We start from the raw sequence: 18,403 nt of genomic DNA, 5'->3' as shown, positions 1-18,403 counted from the left end.
TGTCGAAGCCACGCCCGTACCGATGACCGCGAAGAGGCGCGGCGCCCAGTTGGGCATGCTCGCCTTCGCCGTGCTGATCGTGATGGGCGCGTACGCCGGCGTCGGGCTCGGGATCAACGGCAAGATCCCGTCCGGCATGCTCGGCTACGGCCTCGGCCTCGGCGGTCTGATGCTCGCGGCCTACCTGGTGCTCGCCAAGTGGGCGCCGTGGGCCGACCCCCTTCTGCTTCCCCTCGTGACGCTGGTCAACGGCATCGGCCTGGTGATGATCTACCGGCTGGAGGAGGGCGGCATCAAGGACGCCTCCGCCTCCAACCAGCTCATGTGGACGGCGCTCGGCGTGGTGATGTTCTCCGCGACCCTGCTCGTGTTGAGGGACCACCGTGCCTTGCAGCGCTTCACCTACACCGCCGGTTTCGTCGGGATCGTGTTGCTCATCCTGCCCGTGCTGCCCGTAATCGGGACGGAGCACTACGGCGCCAGGATCTGGATGAACCTCGGCCCGTTCTCTCTCCAGCCGGGCGAGTTCGCCAAGCTGGCCCTCGTCGTCTTCTTCGCCGGCTATCTGGTGGCCAAGCGCGACGTGCTGGCTCTGGCCGGTCGCCGGCTGCTGTTCATCGACCTGCCCCGCGCCCGCGACCTCGGCCCCGTGCTGATCACCTGGGGCGTCAGCATCGCGGTCCTCGTCGCCGAGAAGGACCTCGGCACCTCGCTGCTGCTGTTCGGCGCGTTCATCGCGATGCTGTACATCGCCACCCAGCGCACCTCCTGGGTGCTCATCGGCATCCTGCTGTTCGTCGGCGGCGCCTTCCTCGCGGGTCAGGTCTTCAGCCACGTCCAGGCCCGTTTCGACGGATGGCTGCACGCCGACTCTCCCGAGGTCTACGACGCGGGCACCAGCTACCAGCTCATGCAGGGACTGTTCTCCATCGGCTCGGGTGGCATCCTCGGCACCGGGCTCGGACAGGGCCACCCCGGCCTGACCCCCTTCTCGTTCTCCGACTTCATCTTCGACGCCGTGGGCGAGGAGTTGGGCCTGACCGGTCTGATGGCCATCCTCATGGTGTACGCATTGATCGTCGAGCGGGGGCTGCGCACCTCCTTGATGGCCCGCGACCCGTTCTCCAAGCTGCTCGCGGGCGGCCTGTCGTTCATCCTCGCCTGGCAGGTCTTCATCATCGTCGGCGGCGTGACCCGGCTGATCCCGCTGACCGGCCTCGTGACGCCGTTCATGTCCGCCGGAGGCTCGGCGCTGCTGGCCAACTGGATGCTCATCGCCCTGCTCGTACGGATGTCCGACGCGGCCCGCCGGCCGCCGCCGCAGGCGATCCAGGACGAGGGACTGACGCAGGTGATGCAGCGATGAACAGCACGCTCAAGCGCGTCTCCGTGGCCTGCCTGCTCATGTTCGGCCTGCTCATGGCCAACGTGACCTATCTGGGCACGGTGAAGGCCGACGATCTGCGCAACGACTCGCGCAACATCCGGATGTTCTACGCCCGCTACGCGGTCGACCGCGGCTGGATCACCGCGGACAACGGCAAGACGACGCTCGCCAAGACCGTGGACAGCGGGGACAAGACGTTCCGGTTCGAGCGCGAGTATCCGCTGGGCAAGCCGTTCACCCACGTGGTGGGCTGGTTCGCGCCGGAGAGCGCCTCGGGCATCGAGGCCGCGATGAACCGCTACCTCGACGGCAGCCACCCCGACCTGGTGGTCCGCCGGGCGATCGACATGGTCAGCGGCAAGCCCGCCAAGGGCGCGAGCGTCGACCTCACGCTGAACACCAAGGCCCAGGAGATCGCGTACAAGGACCTGGCCGGCACCGGCAAGCGGGGCGCGGTCGTCGCGCTCGAGCCGAAGACCGGCAAGATCCTTACCATGGTGTCGGTGCCGTCGTACGACCCGAACCCGCTGGCCGTGGTCAACAAGGACAAGGTCAACAAGGCGTACAACAAGCTGGACAAGGACGACAACAAGCCGCTGCTCAACCGGGCCATCGACCTGACGTTCGCTCCGGGGTCCACGTTCAAGACGGTCACCTCGGCGGCCTACCTCAGCGACGACACCTCCCGCGACGAGAACACGCAGGTCGACGCGCCCGACTCGCTGCCGCTGCCGGGCACGAGCATCTCGCTGCCCAACTATCACGGCGAGTCGTGCGGCGGCCGGGCGACGCTGGTGCAGGCGCTCACCATCTCCTGCAACACGCCGTTCGCCATCATGGGCATGGACGTCGGCTACGACAAGCTCAAGGAGCAGGCCGGGAAGTTCGGGGTCGGCCAGCCGCTGGAGATCCCCCTCAGCGTCGCGGCCAGCAACATCGGCCCGGACGAGGGCAAGGCGGCTCTCGCCAAGACCGCGATCGGCCAGCAGAGCAACCAGATGACCCCGCTGCAGATGGCGATGGTCGCGGCCGGGATCGCCAACCAGGGCACGGTCATGAAGCCGTACCTGGTCAACAAGATCATGGGGCCGGACGGCGCGGAGATCGACGGGACCGACCCCGACGAGCTGGACGAGGCCGTCACCCCCGAGGTGGCCGGCGAGCTGACCAAGATGATGATCGGCGTGATCGAGCACGGCACCGGCGGCGCGGCCAAGCTCCCCAACATCACCGTGGCGGGCAAGACGGGCACGGCGGAGACCCTGCCGGGCAAGCCGTCGCACGCGTGGTTCATCTCCTTCGCCCCGGTGGAGGACCCGAAGGTCGCCGTGGCGGTCTTCGTGGAGTCCGGCAGCGCCGGCAACGACGCCACCGGCGGTGCGGTGGCCGCGCCGATCGCCCACGACGTCATGCAGGCGGTGCTCGGACAGTGACGGACACGGTGCTCGGCGGGCGGTACCGGCTGACCTCCCCCATCGCCGCGGGCGGCATGGGCGAGGTCTGGCGGGCCGACGACGAACTGCTCGGCCGGGAGGTGGCGGTCAAGCTGCTCGGCCGCCATGTCGCGGGCGACGCCACCTTCCGCGACAGGTTCCGCTCCGAGGCCAGGATCACCGCCGCCCTGACCGACCCCGGGATCGCCCAGGTCTTCGACTACGGCGAGAGCGACGGCCTGGCCTATCTCGTGATGGAACTGGTGAGGGGCGAGCCGCTGTCGGCCATCCTCGCCCGCAACGGCGTGCTCGGGCCGGACGTCACGCTCGACCTCGTCGAGCAGACCGCCCGGGGCCTGCACGCGGCCCACCGCGCCGGGGTGATCCACCGCGACGTCAAGCCCGGCAACCTGCTCGTCACCGAGACCGGGCAGGTCAAGATCACCGACTTCGGCATCGCCCGCGCGCTGGAGGCCGCGCCGCTGACCGCGACCGGCACCATCCTCGGCACCGCCCAGTACGTGAGCCCGGAGCAGGCGTCTGGCACCACCCTCACCCCGGCGAGCGACGTCTACTCGCTCGGGGTGGTGGCCTACGAATGCCTCGCGGGCCGCCCGCCGTTCACGGCGGAGACCCCGGTGGCGCTCGCGCTGCGGCACCTCAACGACACGCCCCCGCCACTGCCCGGGAACGTGCCCGCGCCGGTGGCGGCCCTCGTGATGGCCATGCTGGCCAAGGACCCGGCCGCGCGACCGGAGACCGGGCCGGTGCTCCTCGACAGGGTGCGGGTGCTGCGCGAGACCCTCGCGGGCACGGCGGCCTCGACGGCGTTCCTCGGTTCGCTGACCGACCCCCGGGGCTTCCCCGCGGCAGGCGGCGCCGGCCGCACGATCCCTCCGGCGGCGCCCGGCCTGACGGCGCCCCTGGGTGAGCCCGCAGGAGCCGGCACCCCGCGTCCCAGCGCCACCGCGCCGCTGGGCCCGGTCCCGGCCGCCCCGCGCAGGGCTCCCGCGGGCGCCCCCGACGCCCGCACCCGGCGCCCCGGAGGTCAGGGGCCGACCGGCGGGCGGCACCGCCGTCGCGCGACCCTGCTCCTCGCGACGGCCGGCTGCGCCGCCGCGGTGGGCATCGGGGTCCTGGCCTTCACCGCCGCCCATAACGGCGAATCGCCGCCGGACCCGGGTGAGACGGCCGCGCCCGTCTCACCGTCCCCCTCGCCGTCGCCATCGCCGTCGCCGGCACGTACGAACAGGTCAGAGGTTCCGCGGACGCATCGGCCGACCCCTCCGGCGACGTCGGACGAGCCGAGCGCCGTTCCGTCGGCTACCGTAAGCAGGTCGGCATCAACCACCCAGACGCCCACACCGGCTTCGTCCCCGACCTCGACCCCGACTCCGACGTCCACCCCGGCCACGGAAACCAGTGAGACTCCGCCCCCTACGGACGCCCCACCCGACACGAACCCTCCGGATGAGGGGGAGTGATGAGAAGAGGGGTCGATGATGGAGACCGGTGGCACCCCACGATGAACGGCAAGGGACAGTGCAGGAAATGACTCAGCCACGACTTCTCGGCGGACGCTACGAGCTGGACGGCGTCGTTGGGCGTGGCGGCATGGCCGAGGTGTATCGCGCCCGGGACATCCGGCTGGACCGTGTCGTCGCCATCAAGACGCTCCGCTCCGACCTCGCCAGGGACCACACGTTCCAGGCGCGCTTCCGGCGTGAGGCGCAGTCCGCCGCCTCGCTCAACCATCCGTCGATCATCGCCGTGTACGACACCGGCGAGGACATGATGGACGGCACGCCCGTGCCGTACATCGTGATGGAGTTCGTCGACGGGCGGACGCTGCGCGACCTGCTGCGCGCCGACCGGCGGCTGCTGCCCGAGCGGGCCATGGAGCTGGTGGACGGCATCCTGCGAGCGCTGGACTACAGCCACCGGGGCGGCATCGTCCACCGGGACATCAAGCCGGCCAACATCATGTTGACGGTCAACGGCGAGGTCAAGGTCATGGACTTCGGCATCGCCCGGGCCATGGCCGACTCCGCCGCCACGATGACCCAGACGGCGCAGGTGATCGGCACCGCGCAGTACCTGTCCCCCGAGCAGGCCCGCGGCGAGCGCGTGGACGCCCGCAGCGACATCTACTCGACCGGCTGTGTGCTGTACGAACTGCTCACCGGCCAGCCGCCCTTCACCGGCGACTCACCCGTGGCGATCGCCTACCAGCACGTGCGGGAGGACCCGATCCCGCCGTCGCGGATCGACCCCGAGATCCCGCAGTGGGCCGACGCGATCGTGCTCAAGGCGATGGCCAAGGACCCGCTCCACCGCTACCAGAGCGCCACGGAGATGCGCGGCGACATCCAGCGGGCCCTGTCGGGCATGCCGGTCGACCCGCAGACGATGGCGATGGCCACCCAGCAGTACAACGGGTACGGCACGGCGGACCGCACGCGGACGATGACCACCGCGGGCGGCGCCCCCATGACGCAGAACACCCGCGCCATCCCCGACTACGAGTACGCCCAGGAGGAGCGCGGCGGCGGCCGGTACGACGGGCGACGGCGCAGCGGCGGCGGCAACACCGCGCTGAAGACCACCCTGTGGATCCTGATCCCGCTGGTGGTGATCGGCGCCATGATCGGTGTCGGTTACGCCTTCCTCGGGTCCGGCGGCTCCTCCACGGCCGACAAGGTCGAGGTGCCGCGGGTGACGAACCAGACGAAGGCGGCGGCCGAGCAGGCGCTGCAGGCGGCCGGATTCAAGGTCGCCTTCGGACCGGAGGAGTACAACAGCGACGTCCCCAAGGGTGCCGTCGTGAGCACCGACCCCGCCGGGGGCGAGCAGACCGACCGCGGGGCCACGGTCACCGTCGTCGTGTCCAAGGGCGAGGAGAAGGTCATCGTCCCCGAGGACCTGATCGGCAAGACGCCGGAGGAGGCCAGGGCCGAACTGGAGGCGCTGGAGCTGAAGGTCAGCATCGTGCCGAAGGCCTCCACCAAGGAGCAGGGCAAGGTCTTCGACAGCAGCCCCAAGGGCGGCGAGAAGGTCGAGAAGGGCGCCCTGGTCCGGCTGTACGTGCCCAAGGACATGACGGAGGTCCCGAGCGTCGTCGGCCTCACACTCGAGGACGCGACCCAGACGCTGAAGGGCGCCGGCTTCAAGGTCAAGACCTCGGAGCAGCCGAGCGACGTGGTGCCGCAGGGCAACGTGATCGACCAGTCGCCGCAGTCGGGGGCGAAGCTCAACCCCGGCACCACCATCACGCTGACGGTCTCCAGCGGCCCGTCGCAGCAGCAGCAGCCGACCGGCGAGCCCACCGACACGCCGACGGACGGCACTGGAGACGGTGGCGGTGACGGCACCGGAGACGGTGGTGACGGCGGCGGAGACGGCGGGGACGGCGGCGGCGTGCAGATCGGGCCGCCCGGGGAGGGCGGCGACAACCCGTTCGGAAACTAGTTACGAGATGAGCGACGGCGGTCACCGCGAGGCGGTGGCCGCCGTCGGCGTTTCATCGGCGCTCCGGCCGGCCCGGCCGCGACAGCACGCGCCGGCCTCCAGCCCGCCGGACGAACGACGCAGGACATGAAGAAGGGCTTCCGCCACTCGGGGGCAATGGCGGAAGCCCTCACTCTTCTAGTCGTAACGAGAGCGGAAAGCGTTACACGATCTGCGCGAGCCAATTTCCGAGCAGCCGATGGCCGTGCTCGGACACGACCGACTCGGGGTGGAACTGCACGCCCTCGATGGGGGCGTCGCGGTGGCGCAGGCCCATGATGACGCCGTCCGGGGTGGTGGCCGTCACCTCCAGCGCGTCCGGCACGGTGCCGGGGACCACGGCGAGCGAGTGGTAGCGCGTCATCGTGACCGGCGACGGGAGCTCCCGGAACACGCCCCGCCCGTCGTGGGAGATCAGGCTGGTGCGGCCGTGCATGAGCTCGGGCGCGCGGTCCACCGCGGCCCCGTACGCCACGGCGATGGCCTGGTGGCCGAGGCAGACCCCGAGCAGCGGCAGGCCGCGCTCGGCGCAGTGCCGTACGAGGGACACCGACACCCCGGCGGCCTCCGGCGTGCCGGGCCCCGGTGACACGAGCACGGCGTCGAAGCCGTCGGCGTCGCCCACGGCGACGTGGTCGCGCGGCCGTACGTCGCAGTCCGCGCCCAGACCGCGCAGATACTGCACGATCGTGTGCACGAAGCTGTCGTGATTGTCGACCACGAGCACCCGGATCGGGCTCATAGGTGTCTCCCGCTTCACCGGGGTGGCTGGGTGTGCCGAGCGGAAATCGGACTTTCAGCGTACGGCAATCCCGCATGGGGGATCGCCCGGTGGGGTCCGCGCAGACTATCCTTGCTCGGGACTTCACCGCCACAGCGATTACGCTATTGACACCAGCCCGCACGACCGCGCGGGTACCCACCAGGAGAAGCTCCCGTGCCCAAGTCGAAGACCCGCAAGAAGGCCGTTTACACGCCGCCGCAGAAGTCGCAGACGGTGAAGGTCAGCCCCCGTTGGCTCGCCCCCGTCATGGTGGTCTGCTGGATCATCGGTATCGCCTGGATCGCGATCTACTACATCGCGCCGAGCGTTCCCGGCATCTCCAGCCTGGCGAACTGGAACCTGCTGATCGGTTTCGGGCTCATCATCGTCGGCGTCGTACTCTCGACGAAGTGGCGTTAGGCTGCTTTCTTTAGATTCTTTCCACAGCCTTTATCCACAGCCTGTGGGCAGCAGGCGCCGAGCGGCCCCCCGGCCGGGTCGGCGCCGGGTTCGGGCCGGGTTAGGGCCGGGCGACGAATTGCCCGGCCCTGCCGCGAGGAGGGTCAGCTTCGGCCGAGCATCTCGGCGGTGAGGACGTTCCCGCCGAGGCCCCAGCCGCCGTCCGGCACCTCTTCGAGAAGGACCAGGGTGGTCGCCCGGGCCCGCTCGCCGTACACGTCGGCGTAGGCGTCGGTGACGGCGTCGATGAGCTTCTTCTTGGACTCGGGGGTCAGGGTGTCGGCGGGCACCTTGAGGTTGGCGAACGGCATGGTCGTTCCTTTCGGATTGTTTCGGGCGTTTCCGGGCCGGAATGTGGCGGAGGAGTGCGGCGGGGTCAGACGATGCCGCCGTTGGCGCGCACGACCTGCCCGTTGATCCAGTGCCCCGCGGGGCTCGCCAGGAAGGCGACGACCTCCGCGATGTCCTCGGGGGTGCCGAGTCGTTCGAGCGGGGGCTGCTTGGCCATCCGCTCGATTGTGGCCTCGTCCTTGCCGTCGAGGAACAGCTCCGTGGCGGTCGGGCCGGGCGCGACCGCGTTGACCGTGATGTCCCGCCCCCGCAGTTCGCGGGCGAGCACGAGCGTCATCGCCTCGACGGCGCCCTTGCTGGCGGCGTACGCCCCGTAGGTGGGCAGTTGCAGGCCCACGATGGACGTGGACAGCGCGATGATCGTCCCGCCGTCGCGCACGCGGCGCGCGGCCTCCCGCGCCATGACGAAGGTGCCGCGGATGTTGGTGCGGTGCAGGGCGTCCAGGTCGTCGAGGTCGAGGTCGGCGATCGGGGACAGCGACAGGCGCCCCGCCGAGTTGACGACGACGTCGACCCCGCCGAACTGCTTCTCCGCCGTCTCGAACATCGCCGCGACCGCGTTCTCGTCCGCGACGTCGGCCTGCGCCGCGATCGCCCGGCCACCGGCCGACGTGACGGCGTCGACCACCTCGGCCGCTGCCGAGGCCGCCCCCTGGTATCCCACGACGACGGCGAAGCCGCGCGCGGCCAGCGTCGTCGCGACCGCCCGGCCGATCCCGCGGGAGCCGCCGGTGACGACGGCAACGCGTTGATCACTCATTGGAGAACCCCCTTGATTATATCGTCGATACGACTTGTCCGTATCGACGTTACGAGACAGACGTTAGCACGATGTGCGTATCGGCGCTAGCGGAGTTTCGTATCATTGGTTACATGGCAGGTGCGGACACCCTACGCGCGGCGATGATCGAGGCCGCAGAGAAGCAACTGGCGACGTCCACGGACAACGACATCGCCACGCGGGCGGTCTGTGAAGCGGTCGGCGTGACCCAGCCCGTGCTCTACCGGCTGTTCGGCGACAAGCGAGGGCTCCTCGACGCCGTCGCCGACCACGGGTACGAGCGCTACGCCGCGCTCAAGGCCGCGCAGGAGCGGACGACCGACCCGGTGGCCGACCTCCGGGCCGGCTGGGACGGCCACATGGCGTTCGCCCGGGAGAACCAGGCCCTCTACCAGCTCATGTTCACGCCTCGGCCGTGGTCCCGGTCCACGGCTCGCGACCGGGTGTTCGAACTGCTGGAGGCGACGCTCGTACGGTGCGCGGCGATCGGCGCGCTGAGGGTGGAGCCGCCGCTCGCCGCCCGGCTGATCCTGTCCGCGAGCGTCGGGGCCGCGCTCGACCACATCGCCAGTCCGGAGCTCTTCGACGACCCGGCACTGTCCCACCGCATGCGCGACGCCGTGTTCGCGCACGTGCTGACCGAGGCGACCGTGCGGGAGGACGCCGATCCCCTCCACGAGGCCGCGCTGCGCCTGCGCGCGCAGCTCGACCTCGCCGGCACCGACGCCCTCGAGCCGGTCGAGACCGCCCTGCTCCGGCGCTGGCTCGACCGCATCACGCAGCCCGGCGCGGGGGGCGTCAGGTGAAGGCGCCCTCCATCAGGCCGTACGGCGGGAGCATGGTGACGAGCAGGACCAGCGCCACCAGCACCGCGGCGGCGACGCCGGCCTGTACGAGGGTGCGGTTGCGCGGCGGAGCGTAGGCGAAGCCGGCGGCGAGGACCGTGCCGGTCACGAGCCCGCCGAGATGGCCCTGCCAGCTGATGCCCGGCACGACGAACGTGAGCACCACGTTGATGCCGATCAGCCAGAGAGCGCCGCGGGCGTCGTAGCCGAGTCTGCGGGCGACGACGAACAACGCGCCGAACAGGCCGTAGATGGCGCCGGAGGCGCCGACGGCCGACGTGCCGAACAGGTAGATGGCGACCGAGCCGCCCAGCGCCGACAGCAGGTAGAGCGCGGCGAACCGGCCGGCGCCGAGCCTGCGCTCCAGCTCGGGGCCGAGGGCGTAGAGCGCCCACATGTTGAACAGGATGTGCCAGAACGACGGCGGCGGGGAGTGCAGGAAGGCACTGGTGATCAGCCGCCACCACTCGCCCATGTGGACCCCGAGTGACCACATCGCGAACCGCTGGACGACCTCGTCGGGCCGCAGGACCTCGGCCCCGTACGCGAGCACGTTGAGGATCAGCAGGGTCCACGTGACGCGGGGCGTGGCCACGGCGGCACCGCCGAAGGTCGCCTGGGCCTGCCGCACCTCGCGACTGCCCTCGCGGACGCACTCGGGGCACTGGTGGCCGACCGCCGCCTCACGCATGCAGTCGGGGCAGATCGGGCGCTCGCAGCGCTGGCAGCGGACGTAGGTCTCGCGCTCGGGGTGCCGGTAGCAGGTGGGCACGGCTTGCGCCCCCGGCTGCGGGGGCGGCGGAGGCTGGGAGGTCATGGGGTCCTTCCTGGGCGGGTCCCTGTGCGGGGGCGCATCCACCAGCCAGCCTATAAGCCGGAAACGCCCCGGCCGCGTGTTCGCGCGGCCGAGGCGTCTCCGGAGCGTCGGAAGGGGCGGCGTCAGGACCGCTCGATGGTGACCTCTTCGAGGACCACGTCGTTCACCGGCCGGTCGTTGCGGCCGGTGGCGGTCTTGCCGATCGCGTCGACCACCTCGGTGCCCTCGATCACCTCACCGAAGATCGTGTGCCCCTGGTTGAGGTGCGGCTGCGGGCTCATCGTGATGAAGAACTGGGAGCCGTTGGTGCCCTTGCCGAACCGCTTGCCCGCGTTCGCCATGGCGAGCAGGTAGGGCCGGTTGAACTGGTTCTCGGGGTGGATCTCGTCGTCGAAGCTGTAGCCGGGGCCGCCGACGCCCTGCCCGAGCGGGTCGCCGCCCTGGATCATGAAGCCGTTGATGACGCGGTGGAAGATCGTGCCGTCGTAGAGCTTGGCGTTCGTCTGCTTCTCGCCGGTCTCCGGGTGGGTCCACTCCCGGGTGCCCTCGGCGAGTTCGACGAAGTTGCGCACGGTCTTCGGCGCCTTGTTGGGGAAAAGCTGCACGCGGATCGTGCCGTGGTTCGTGCGCAGATTCGCGATGAGGTTGTCAGCCACGAGGGCCGCCCCCTTTGGTAGCTCGTGTTAGTTGTCCGGTGAACAGGGTATCGAGCATGCCTTCAAGCACCGCTCGTGATTGAGCCACGACCATCCGGGAAGGGGTCGTTCCGGGGCCCCGTCGATTGGGGAGGTTGATCGTGTCCCTGACAATGAACAGAAGGCGCCGCGCTGAAGTGGTCATCCCGCAAACGTGGCTGAGCAGGATGAGAGAACAGGCGACGAAGGCCGGCGGCCGGATGAGTCCTGTGGCGGAGACCGCACGGGATCTCGCCAGCCATCGGATCGAGGACGCCAGGATCTGGGCGGCGCCGAAGCTCGACCAGGCGGCGCAGTCGGTCGAGGAGCAGATCGCTCCGATCGTGAGCGCGTTCCTGACCGAGCTGGCCCGCCGGATCGACGTGAGCAGCGCCAGGAAGACCCGCAGGCGCTGGCCGGTCGTCGCGTTGCTGGGCGGCGTCGCGATCGGCGCGGTGGGTGTGGCGATGTACCGCAACAACGCCCAGCGCTGGACCGAGACGATGCGGGAGAGCATGCGGCACACCGGCTCCGACGCCAGCAAGTGGGTCGGAGACAAGGCCGGGGAAGTCGGCGAGAAGGCCGACAAGGCCGCCGACGAGATCTCGGGAAAAATGTCCTAGTACGTCCCTCACAGCCACCAGTACGGCCGGCGTTCCCCCAACGCCGGCCGTACTGTGTCGCCCGCTTCGCTCATCGGGGCGCTGATATCCGCCGGGTCGTGCCGGAGGCGCGCCAGGGGCACAGTCCTTCGTCGCTCGGAGTCGCTCGTCCCTCGCTCCCCACTCGCTCCTCAGTCCAGACCGGCGGCGCGCCCCTCAGGCTCGCTCGGTGTCTCCCGCTTCGCTCATCCGGGCATTTGAGGGGTTTCCAGGCGGTGCAGTACGGCGGGGAGACGGTCCTCGTGGACCACGGTGAGCCGCCGGGTCGCCCGGGTGATGGCGACGTACAGGTCCTGGCCGCCCTTCGGCGACTGACGCAGGATGCTCTCGGGATCCACGACCACCACGGCGTCGAACTCCAGGCCCTTCGAGCCGCGCACGGTGAGGACGGCCACCGGGCTGTCCAGGGGATCGACGGCCTCGGGGAACAGCGCGGCGACCTCCGCGTGCCGGGCGTCCGGCGTGACGACGCCGACCCGCCCCTCCCCGATCTCGCGCAGCTCCGACTCCACGAGCTGCCGCAGGTCGGTGCCGTCGGCGGGCACGGCGCGGGGGCGGGCGCCGCCGAACCGGACCGACTCGGGCGGCTCCTCCCCGGGCGCCACGGCGCGCAGCACGTCGGCCGCGACCTCCATGATCTCGGCCGGTGTCCGGTAGTTGACCAGCAGGCGCTCCTCCCGCCAGCGTCCCTTCACGTACGGGTCGAGCATCTCGCCCCACGACCGCGCGCCCGCCGCCGAGCCGGTCTGGGCGATGTCGCCGACGACCGTCAGGGAGCGAGCCGGCACCCGCCGCATCACCGTCCGCCAGGCCATCGCCGACAGCTCCTGCGCCTCGTCCACGATCACGTGCCCGTACGCCCAGGTGCGGTCGCGGCCGGCCCGGTCGGCCGTCGTCACGTACGGCCCGTCGTCGCGGTTGCGGCCGGCCAGCAGGGTCGCGTCGAGCACCGGGTCGACGTCGGTGATGGTCAGGACCTCTCGCGCGTACAGTTCCTCCTCGCGGCGCTCGTCCTCCGCGCGACGCCGCCTGGCCCCCGCTCCGTAGTCGTACTCGCCGAGCAGTTCGGCGGCCTCGTCCAGCAGGGGGACGTCGCCGACCGTCCACGGCGCCTCGCGAGGCCGCAACAGGAGCGCCCGCTCCTCCTCCGTCAGGTAGGGCCCGGCCGCCGTGCGCAGCCGCTCCTCGTCCGACAGGAGTTCACGGACGAGCCGCTCGGGGGTGATCTCCGGCCACAGGGCGTCGAGCGCGTCGCGCACCGGCCGGTGCTCCCACAGGGTCGTGGCGGCGTACCGCAGGTCGCCGTCCTCAAGCGGCCGGTCGAGCTGTGCCGCCTCGTCCCGCGCGAGCGCCCGCAGCATTCGGTCCACGAACGTCCAGCGGGCGATGTTGTGCTGCCGCCGCAGGCCGCGGGCGCGGTCGCGGGCCCGCAGGCAGGTGGCGTGGTCCACCCGCAGCGCCATCTCCTCGACCACGACCTCCACGCCGCCGCGCACCGACGTGCGGACGGGGATCTTCACCTCCAGGTCGCCCTCGGGCACCCGCTCGCGGTCGCGGACCGCCTCCTCGACCACCCCGGCCATGCGCGGGTCGCCCTTGACGACGGCGACGGCCGGCTCGTCCTCGGCTGTGGCCCGCACCCCGGGGTGGAGCCCGCCCATGCTCGTCAGCACCACCTGCGTCTCGCCCAGCGCGGGCAGCACCTGGCTGATGTAGCGGGAGAACGTCGCGTTGGGGCCGACGACGAGCACGCCGCGCCGCTCCAGCGTGTCGCGGTGGGTGTAGAGCAGGTACGCCGCCCGGTGCAGGGCGGCGACGGTCTTGCCCGTGCCCGGCCCGCCCTGCACGACGAGCGCCCCCGCCAGGCCGGAGCGGATCACCCGGTCCTGCTCGCGTTGGATGGTGGCGACGACCTCGCCCATGCGTCCGGTGCGCCCGCGGCGCAGCGCCGCGAGCAGCGCGGCCTCGCCGACGAGCGTACGGCGGTCTCCTTCGGCCATCCGGTCGAGGTCGAAGACCTCGTCGTCGATGCCCACGACATCGCGGTGCCGCGTGTGCAGGTGCCGGCGGCGTACGAGGGTGCCCGGGTCGCCGGGGGTGGCGACGTAGAAGGGCCGGGCGGCGGGGGCCCGCCAGTCGACGAGCACGGAGGTGTGGTCGTCGTCGCGCAGCCCGATGCGGCCGATGTAGAGGCTCTCGCCCCCGGCGTCGTCGATGCGGCCGAAGCACAGGCCGCGTTCGACGGCCGACAGTTGCGCGAGGCGGCGGGCGTGCTCGGCCGCCGCCACCTCCCGCTCCACGACGGCCTGCCGGGTTCCCGCGCCGCCGCGGGCCAGGACTTCCCGCATGCAGCGCTCGGCCCGTTCGCGGGCGATGTCGAGGCGGCCGTACACCATGGAGACATGAGACTGCTCGATCCGCAGGGCCTCGGCGCGAGCGGAGTCGGATTGACGGTCACCCATCCCTGTGATAAACTCCTAGTGAGAGCGTCTGACTTTCAGATAATCGGGAATCTCTCACTATACGGCATCGCGCCTCTGTGGTGCAGCACGCCTCCGTCCACTCCGCTCCGGGGTGGATTTTTGTTTTTAACGACTTCTGTGACTCATGTGAGTGATGTCGCGTCCGTCCTGGGTAACCGGCGTACGGCGCGATCGGCGGGACGCATCGCCACATTCCGTCCGGATTCGCATCGCGCCATGGTCAACCGTCGCGCGCCGCGGGACGTCTTTGGAAACAAGGAGGCCCGGATGGACGTCCTCGAGAGCCTCGTGGACGACAAGCTCCGCCTGGAGCTCGTCCTCATCGAGGCACTGCACCACGAGGCGGAACGGCTGGCCGCCCCGGCCGTACGCTGAGATCACCGGCCCGCCGCCTCCTCACGGGGGCGGCGGGCGCACTCCCACAGGTCAGGCCCAGGGGCGGAAGACGGCGCGGACGCAGCCGTCCTTCTTGTGCTTGAACATGTCGTAGCCCTTGGGCCCCTCGTCGAGCGTCATCGTGTGCGTCGCGAGGTAGGAGGTCTTCAGGTCGCCCTTCGCGATGCGGTCGAGGAGCTTCGGGATGTACCGCTGGCCGTGCTGCTGCGCACCGCGCAGTGTGAGGCCCTTGTTCATCAGCGCGCCGAGCGGGAACTTGTCCACGAAGCCGGCGAAGACCCCCAGCACGAACACCGAGCCGCCCTTGCGGCAGGCGTGGATCGCCTCCCGCACCGCGATCGGGCGGTCCTGCTCCAGGCGCAGCTGCTGCTTGACGCCGTCGTAGACGCGCTGGATCCCGGTGCTGTCGGCCTCCATGCCGACGGCCTCGACACACACGTCCGGGCCCCGGCCGCCGGTGCGCTCGCGCAGCTCGGCGGTGACGTCGGTGCTCGTGTAGTCGATCACCTCGCAGCCGACGTGCCGGGCGGTCATTGCCAGCCGTTCCGGGTAGCGGTCGATCGCGACGACCCGCTCGGCGCCGAGAAGCATGGCGGCCCTGGCCGCCATCTGGCCGACCGCGCCGCACCCCCACACCGCGACCACGTCTCCTGGCCGTACGCCGCCGAGCTCGGCGCCCATCCAGCCCGTCGGGGCCGCGTCGGAGGCGAACAGGGCGTCGAGGTCCGAGACGCCCTCGGGAACGGTGAACGCGTTGTAGTCCACGAAGGGAACCCGGATGTACTCGGCGTGGCTGCCCCGGAAGCCGCCCATCGCGTGGGAGTAGCCGAAGATGCCGGCGGTCGTGCCGCCCCACATCAGGTCCGTGACGCCCGGGTTGGGGTTGCTGTTCTCGCACAGCGACCACTCGTCGTGACGGCAGGCCCAGCAACGGCCGCATCCGATGATCGAGCAGACCACCACCCGGTCGCCCGGCCGGTGCCGGCTCACCTCGGGGCCGACGTCGACGATCTCGCCGATGAACTCGTGCCCGATGACGTCACCGGCCCGCATGGCCGGGATGTAGCCGCCGAGCAGGTGGAGGTCGGAACCGCAGGTGGTGCTCGCCGTCACCTTCACGATCGCGTCCTGGGCGTTGAGGATCACGGGGTCGGGCACCTGCTCGACCGACAGTTCGTTCACGCCCTGCCAGCACAGCGCCTTCACAGCCGCCCCCCTTCGGAGGCGCGTCCCAGCGCCATGTCCAGGACCTTGCCCGGCAGGGTCGGCCGGGTCGTCGCGATCTCCTCGTCCGAGCGCAGCACGTCGCCGGTCTCCAGCAGGGACTTCGTCTCGCGCAGCGCCGTACGGATCTCCGTGCGGGGATCCTCACCCCGCAGCCGGGCGAGGACGCCGTCGGCGCCGGCCCGGTGCTCCCTCGGCCGTGCGTAGATCTCCGTGCCCCGATCGCCGGGCGCCCGGTTCATCCGCACCTCGGCGTCCACCTGGGCCAGCGGCTCGGGCAGGTGCCCGGCCGGCGCGACCTCGTCCGGCGGCCGATTGACGGTGACGCCCAGCCAGCGGCTGGATTCCAGCGGGTCCTTCGCCGCGGCCGGCACCCGGCCACGCGCGGCCGCCCATCGCGCCACCCCCAGGCCGGCAGCCGCGAGCGCCGCCGCTCCGGCAACGAGACGTTTCATGGCTTCGCCCCCTCCACGGCCCACTTCCTCGGGTGCTACCCCCGCTCATGGGCTCTATCCGCCCGCGGCTGGCACGTGAGGAGGAGTTGGACGCCAGGTGACGGTCTCGGGACGACGGCCCGCGGGCTATTCGGCGTCGGGAGACGGCGCGGCGGAGAGGGCGTCCGCGACGGTGGGGAAGACCGGGACGTGCGACGCCAGCCCGGTGATCCACAACGCGCGGGCCGCGCCGTGCTCGACCGCGACGAGTCCCAGCCAGCCTCCCTCGTCCAGCGCGCGCTTCCAGCAGGTGACCAGCAGCCCCGTCGCTCTGGAATCGAGGAAGTCCAGTTCGAGCAGGTTCACCACGAGGTGCGGCCCGAACTGGGCGAACGCCTTGTCGAAGAACTCGGTGGCCGGTTCGTGCGTGGTGAAGTCGAGCGTCCCCCGCACCGTCAGCACTCCCATGTTTCCGCTGCTCTCGGCGGCGAACGTGGTCTGGGCTGTCGAGATGTTGTGAAGATCAGACATCAGGACACTTCCAAGGAGTTCGGCAGGATGCGCGCGACCAGGATGCAGGTGTCGTCGCCGGTGTTACTCGGGGCCAGGGTCTCCATGACCGCCGCCACCCGATCCTGCGGTGGCACCTTCGGCACGGTCTCGGCGATCGCCGCGCTGAGGATGTCGAGGCCCTCGAACAGGTCCCGGCCTGGGCGTTCGATGAGACCGTCGGTGAACATGAGGAGTAGATCGTCCGGCTCCAGCCGCATCTCGGCACAGCTGTAGCTCACGTCCTCGAAGACGCCGAGCAGCACGCCGGGGTGCAGCAGCCGGTGCACCTTGGTCCCCCTGACTAGCAGCATCGGCGGGTGGCCCGCGTGGGTCCACCTCAGCGTGCGGTCCTTGGTGCGGTAGCGGGCCACGACCGACGTCGCGAGCACGTCGGGCCGCATCCGCCGGAGCAGCCGGTTCAGCGCCACGAGGATCTGCGCCGGATCGTGGTCGGCGAAGGCCAGCCCGGTGATCGCGTGCCGCAGCTTGGCCATGGCGGAGGCGGCGGCCAGGCCGTGCCCGGCGACATCGCCCACGGCCAGCAGCGCCTCCCCGTGGTCGAGGTGGATGGCCTGGTACCAGTCGCCGCCCAGCGGCGCCGTCTCGGCAGGGAAGTAGCGCACGCCGAGCTGCAGCCCGGGCACCGAGTCCTGCATCGGCAGGATGATGCTCTGCAGCCGCGCGGTGAGCTGCGACTCCTCCTCCAGCCGCTGGGTGACCTCGGCGAGCTCGTCCGCGGTCCTGCGCCAGTCGGTCACGTCCTGCACGACACCGTGGATCTCGACGGGCCGCCCGTTCGCGTCCCGGCTGACCTCGGCCGTCACCCTGATGTGCCGGTACTCGTCACCGACGCGAATGCGGATGTCGAACTCGTGCGGCCCGCCGCTGCCGCTCAGCGTCGTGAGCGCGTGCTCGACGACCGGGACGTCGTCGGGGTGGGCGATCTCGCGGTAGTACTCCAGCCCGAACGGTCCCTCTGCCGGGTCCCGTCCGTGGATGACGTAGAGCTGGTCGGACCACTCGGCCTCGCCGGTGATCAGGCTCCAGTGTCCCCATCCGAGGTGGCCCAGGCGCTCGGTGTGGAGCAGCCGGGCCGCCAATCGCTCCTCCCTGTCGTGGAGCACCCAGGAGACGAGAAGGCCGCCCTGCAGCCGGGCGAGGCGGACACCGTAGGTCGACAGACGAGGCACGCCGCCCCCGTCTTCCCGGTGCACGTAGGGATCGACGTCCTCGGGTTCCCCGGTCTCCATGACGCGGAGATATGCGTCCCACAGGGGGGAGCCGGCGACGCCCGAATACGCCTCGAGCGTGCGCAGGCCGACGAGCTCCTTGCCGGTCCTGTCATGGACGTCCCTGGCCTCGGGACTGGCCGCGCACACCTCGAAGTCGCGGATCGCTCCGGCCTGGTCGCGGATGGGCACCAGCCAGACGCCCTGGATCGCGATCGCATCGAGCATGGCCTGCACCAGCCCGGCCACCGCTTCGGGGGACGATTCGCCCCCGTCGAGAGAGGGGCCGCTCACAGGAGTAAGCCGCAGGATGCGATCACCTCCACTCATTGAATCCGCCGGCCACCTTCCGCGAGGCATCCACAAGAGCGGACTTTCGGGAGGATCGCTCTTGCCTTCCCGATGA

At 70.8% G+C, this 18,403-nt stretch carries 17 protein-coding genes; 7 read left to right on the top strand and 10 right to left on the bottom strand.

Annotated features, from left to right (window positions below; translation table 11 throughout):
- Positions 1-22: 22 nt before the first annotated feature.
- The 4 genes from HHX35_RS05180 (at position 23) to pknB (ending at position 6,288) form a co-directional block, all read left to right on the top strand.
- Positions 23-1,366, top strand: a complete 1,344-nt coding sequence (locus HHX35_RS05180; RefSeq protein WP_041952908.1) for an FtsW/RodA/SpoVE family cell cycle protein — start codon at positions 23-25, stop codon at positions 1,364-1,366.
- Positions 1,363-2,820 carry a penicillin-binding protein 2 gene (locus HHX35_RS05175; RefSeq protein WP_041952909.1) on the top strand — a complete coding sequence of 486 codons (1,458 nt, stop codon included), beginning with the start codon at positions 1,363-1,365 and terminating at the stop codon, positions 2,818-2,820. Before HHX35_RS05180 ends, HHX35_RS05175 begins: the two co-directional genes overlap by 4 nt.
- Positions 2,817-4,304, top strand: a complete 1,488-nt coding sequence (locus tag HHX35_RS05170) for a protein kinase domain-containing protein (RefSeq protein WP_310738903.1) — start codon at positions 2,817-2,819, stop codon at positions 4,302-4,304. The genes HHX35_RS05175 and HHX35_RS05170 overlap by 4 nt, the downstream gene beginning before the upstream one ends.
- Positions 4,305-4,371: 67 nt before the next feature.
- Positions 4,372-6,288, top strand: coding sequence for a Stk1 family PASTA domain-containing Ser/Thr kinase (gene pknB, locus HHX35_RS05165; protein WP_182897848.1), 1,917 nt, complete (start codon positions 4,372-4,374; stop codon positions 6,286-6,288).
- Between the two features lie 202 nt (positions 6,289-6,490).
- Here the strand turns inward: pknB and HHX35_RS05160 are convergent, their stop codons facing one another.
- Positions 6,491-7,069 (bottom strand): aminodeoxychorismate/anthranilate synthase component II, encoded by a 579-nt coding sequence (locus HHX35_RS05160; RefSeq protein WP_041952911.1) that lies wholly within the window; start codon positions 7,067-7,069, stop codon positions 6,491-6,493.
- Positions 7,070-7,264: 195 nt separating this feature from the next.
- Between HHX35_RS05160 and HHX35_RS05155 the strand changes: the two genes are divergently transcribed.
- Positions 7,265-7,510 carry a cell division protein CrgA gene (locus HHX35_RS05155; RefSeq protein ID WP_041952912.1) on the top strand — a complete coding sequence of 82 codons (246 nt, stop codon included), beginning with the start codon at positions 7,265-7,267 and terminating at the stop codon, positions 7,508-7,510.
- A gap of 143 nt (positions 7,511-7,653) precedes the next feature.
- Here the strand turns inward: HHX35_RS05155 and HHX35_RS05150 are convergent, their stop codons facing one another.
- Both HHX35_RS05150 and HHX35_RS05145 read right to left on the bottom strand, forming a co-directional pair.
- On the bottom strand, positions 7,654-7,860 hold the full coding sequence (locus tag HHX35_RS05150; protein WP_041952913.1) for a 4-oxalocrotonate tautomerase family protein: 207 nt from the start codon (positions 7,858-7,860) through the stop codon (positions 7,654-7,656).
- 65 nt (positions 7,861-7,925) lie between these two features.
- A complete protein-coding gene (locus HHX35_RS05145) occupies positions 7,926-8,660 on the bottom strand; it encodes an SDR family oxidoreductase (RefSeq protein WP_182897847.1) in 735 nt (244 codons plus the stop codon).
- A 113-nt stretch (positions 8,661-8,773) separates the two neighbouring features.
- Between HHX35_RS05145 and HHX35_RS05140 the strand changes: the two genes are divergently transcribed.
- Positions 8,774-9,487: a TetR/AcrR family transcriptional regulator gene (locus tag HHX35_RS05140; protein ID WP_182897846.1), complete on the top strand. Its 714-nt coding sequence runs from the start codon at positions 8,774-8,776 to the stop codon at positions 9,485-9,487.
- Here HHX35_RS05140 and HHX35_RS05135 read toward each other — a convergent pair.
- Positions 9,480-10,343 (bottom strand): rhomboid family intramembrane serine protease, encoded by an 864-nt coding sequence (locus HHX35_RS05135; RefSeq protein WP_041952916.1) that lies wholly within the window; start codon positions 10,341-10,343, stop codon positions 9,480-9,482. The two genes, HHX35_RS05140 and HHX35_RS05135, sit on opposite strands and share 8 nt — an antisense overlap.
- 122 nt (positions 10,344-10,465) lie before the next feature.
- Positions 10,466-10,999 carry a peptidylprolyl isomerase gene (locus HHX35_RS05130; protein WP_182897845.1) on the bottom strand — a complete coding sequence of 178 codons (534 nt, stop codon included), beginning with the start codon at positions 10,997-10,999 and terminating at the stop codon, positions 10,466-10,468.
- A gap of 206 nt (positions 11,000-11,205) precedes the next feature.
- On the opposite strand from HHX35_RS05130, the gene HHX35_RS05125 reads away from it, so the two are divergent.
- On the top strand, positions 11,206-11,640 hold the full coding sequence (locus HHX35_RS05125; RefSeq protein WP_156101932.1) for a hypothetical protein: 435 nt from the start codon (positions 11,206-11,208) through the stop codon (positions 11,638-11,640).
- Positions 11,641-11,864: 224 nt separating this feature from the next.
- Here HHX35_RS05125 and HHX35_RS05120 read toward each other — a convergent pair whose 3' ends face one another.
- The 5 genes from HHX35_RS05120 to HHX35_RS05100 all read right to left on the bottom strand — a co-directional run bounded on the left by HHX35_RS05120 (position 11,865) and on the right by HHX35_RS05100 (position 18,327).
- Positions 11,865-14,141 carry an ATP-binding domain-containing protein gene (locus HHX35_RS05120; protein ID WP_182897844.1) on the bottom strand — a complete coding sequence of 759 codons (2,277 nt, stop codon included), beginning with the start codon at positions 14,139-14,141 and terminating at the stop codon, positions 11,865-11,867.
- Between the two features lie 447 nt (positions 14,142-14,588).
- Positions 14,589-15,764 carry a zinc-dependent alcohol dehydrogenase gene (locus tag HHX35_RS05115; protein ID WP_182897843.1) on the bottom strand — a complete coding sequence of 392 codons (1,176 nt, stop codon included), beginning with the start codon at positions 15,762-15,764 and terminating at the stop codon, positions 14,589-14,591.
- A complete protein-coding gene (locus tag HHX35_RS05110) occupies positions 15,761-16,237 on the bottom strand; it encodes a hypothetical protein (protein WP_182897842.1) in 477 nt (158 codons plus the stop codon). Before HHX35_RS05110 ends, HHX35_RS05115 begins: the two co-directional genes overlap by 4 nt.
- Before the next feature lie 126 nt (positions 16,238-16,363).
- The gene (locus HHX35_RS05105; RefSeq protein ID WP_182897841.1) at positions 16,364-16,747 is read right to left on the bottom strand and encodes an STAS domain-containing protein; all 384 of its coding nucleotides are present in this window, start codon (positions 16,745-16,747) and stop codon (positions 16,364-16,366) included.
- Positions 16,747-18,327: a PP2C family protein-serine/threonine phosphatase gene (locus tag HHX35_RS05100; protein WP_182897840.1), complete on the bottom strand. Its 1,581-nt coding sequence runs from the start codon at positions 18,325-18,327 to the stop codon at positions 16,747-16,749. The genes HHX35_RS05105 and HHX35_RS05100 overlap by 1 nt, the downstream gene beginning before the upstream one ends.
- Between the last annotated feature and the right edge of the window lie 76 nt (positions 18,328-18,403).

The organism is Microbispora sp. H10830 (genome assembly GCF_014161375.1).
GTDB lineage: Bacteria > Actinomycetota > Actinomycetes > Streptosporangiales > Streptosporangiaceae > Microbispora > Microbispora catharanthi.
This window is presented reverse-complemented; position numbering and strand designations above follow the sequence as displayed.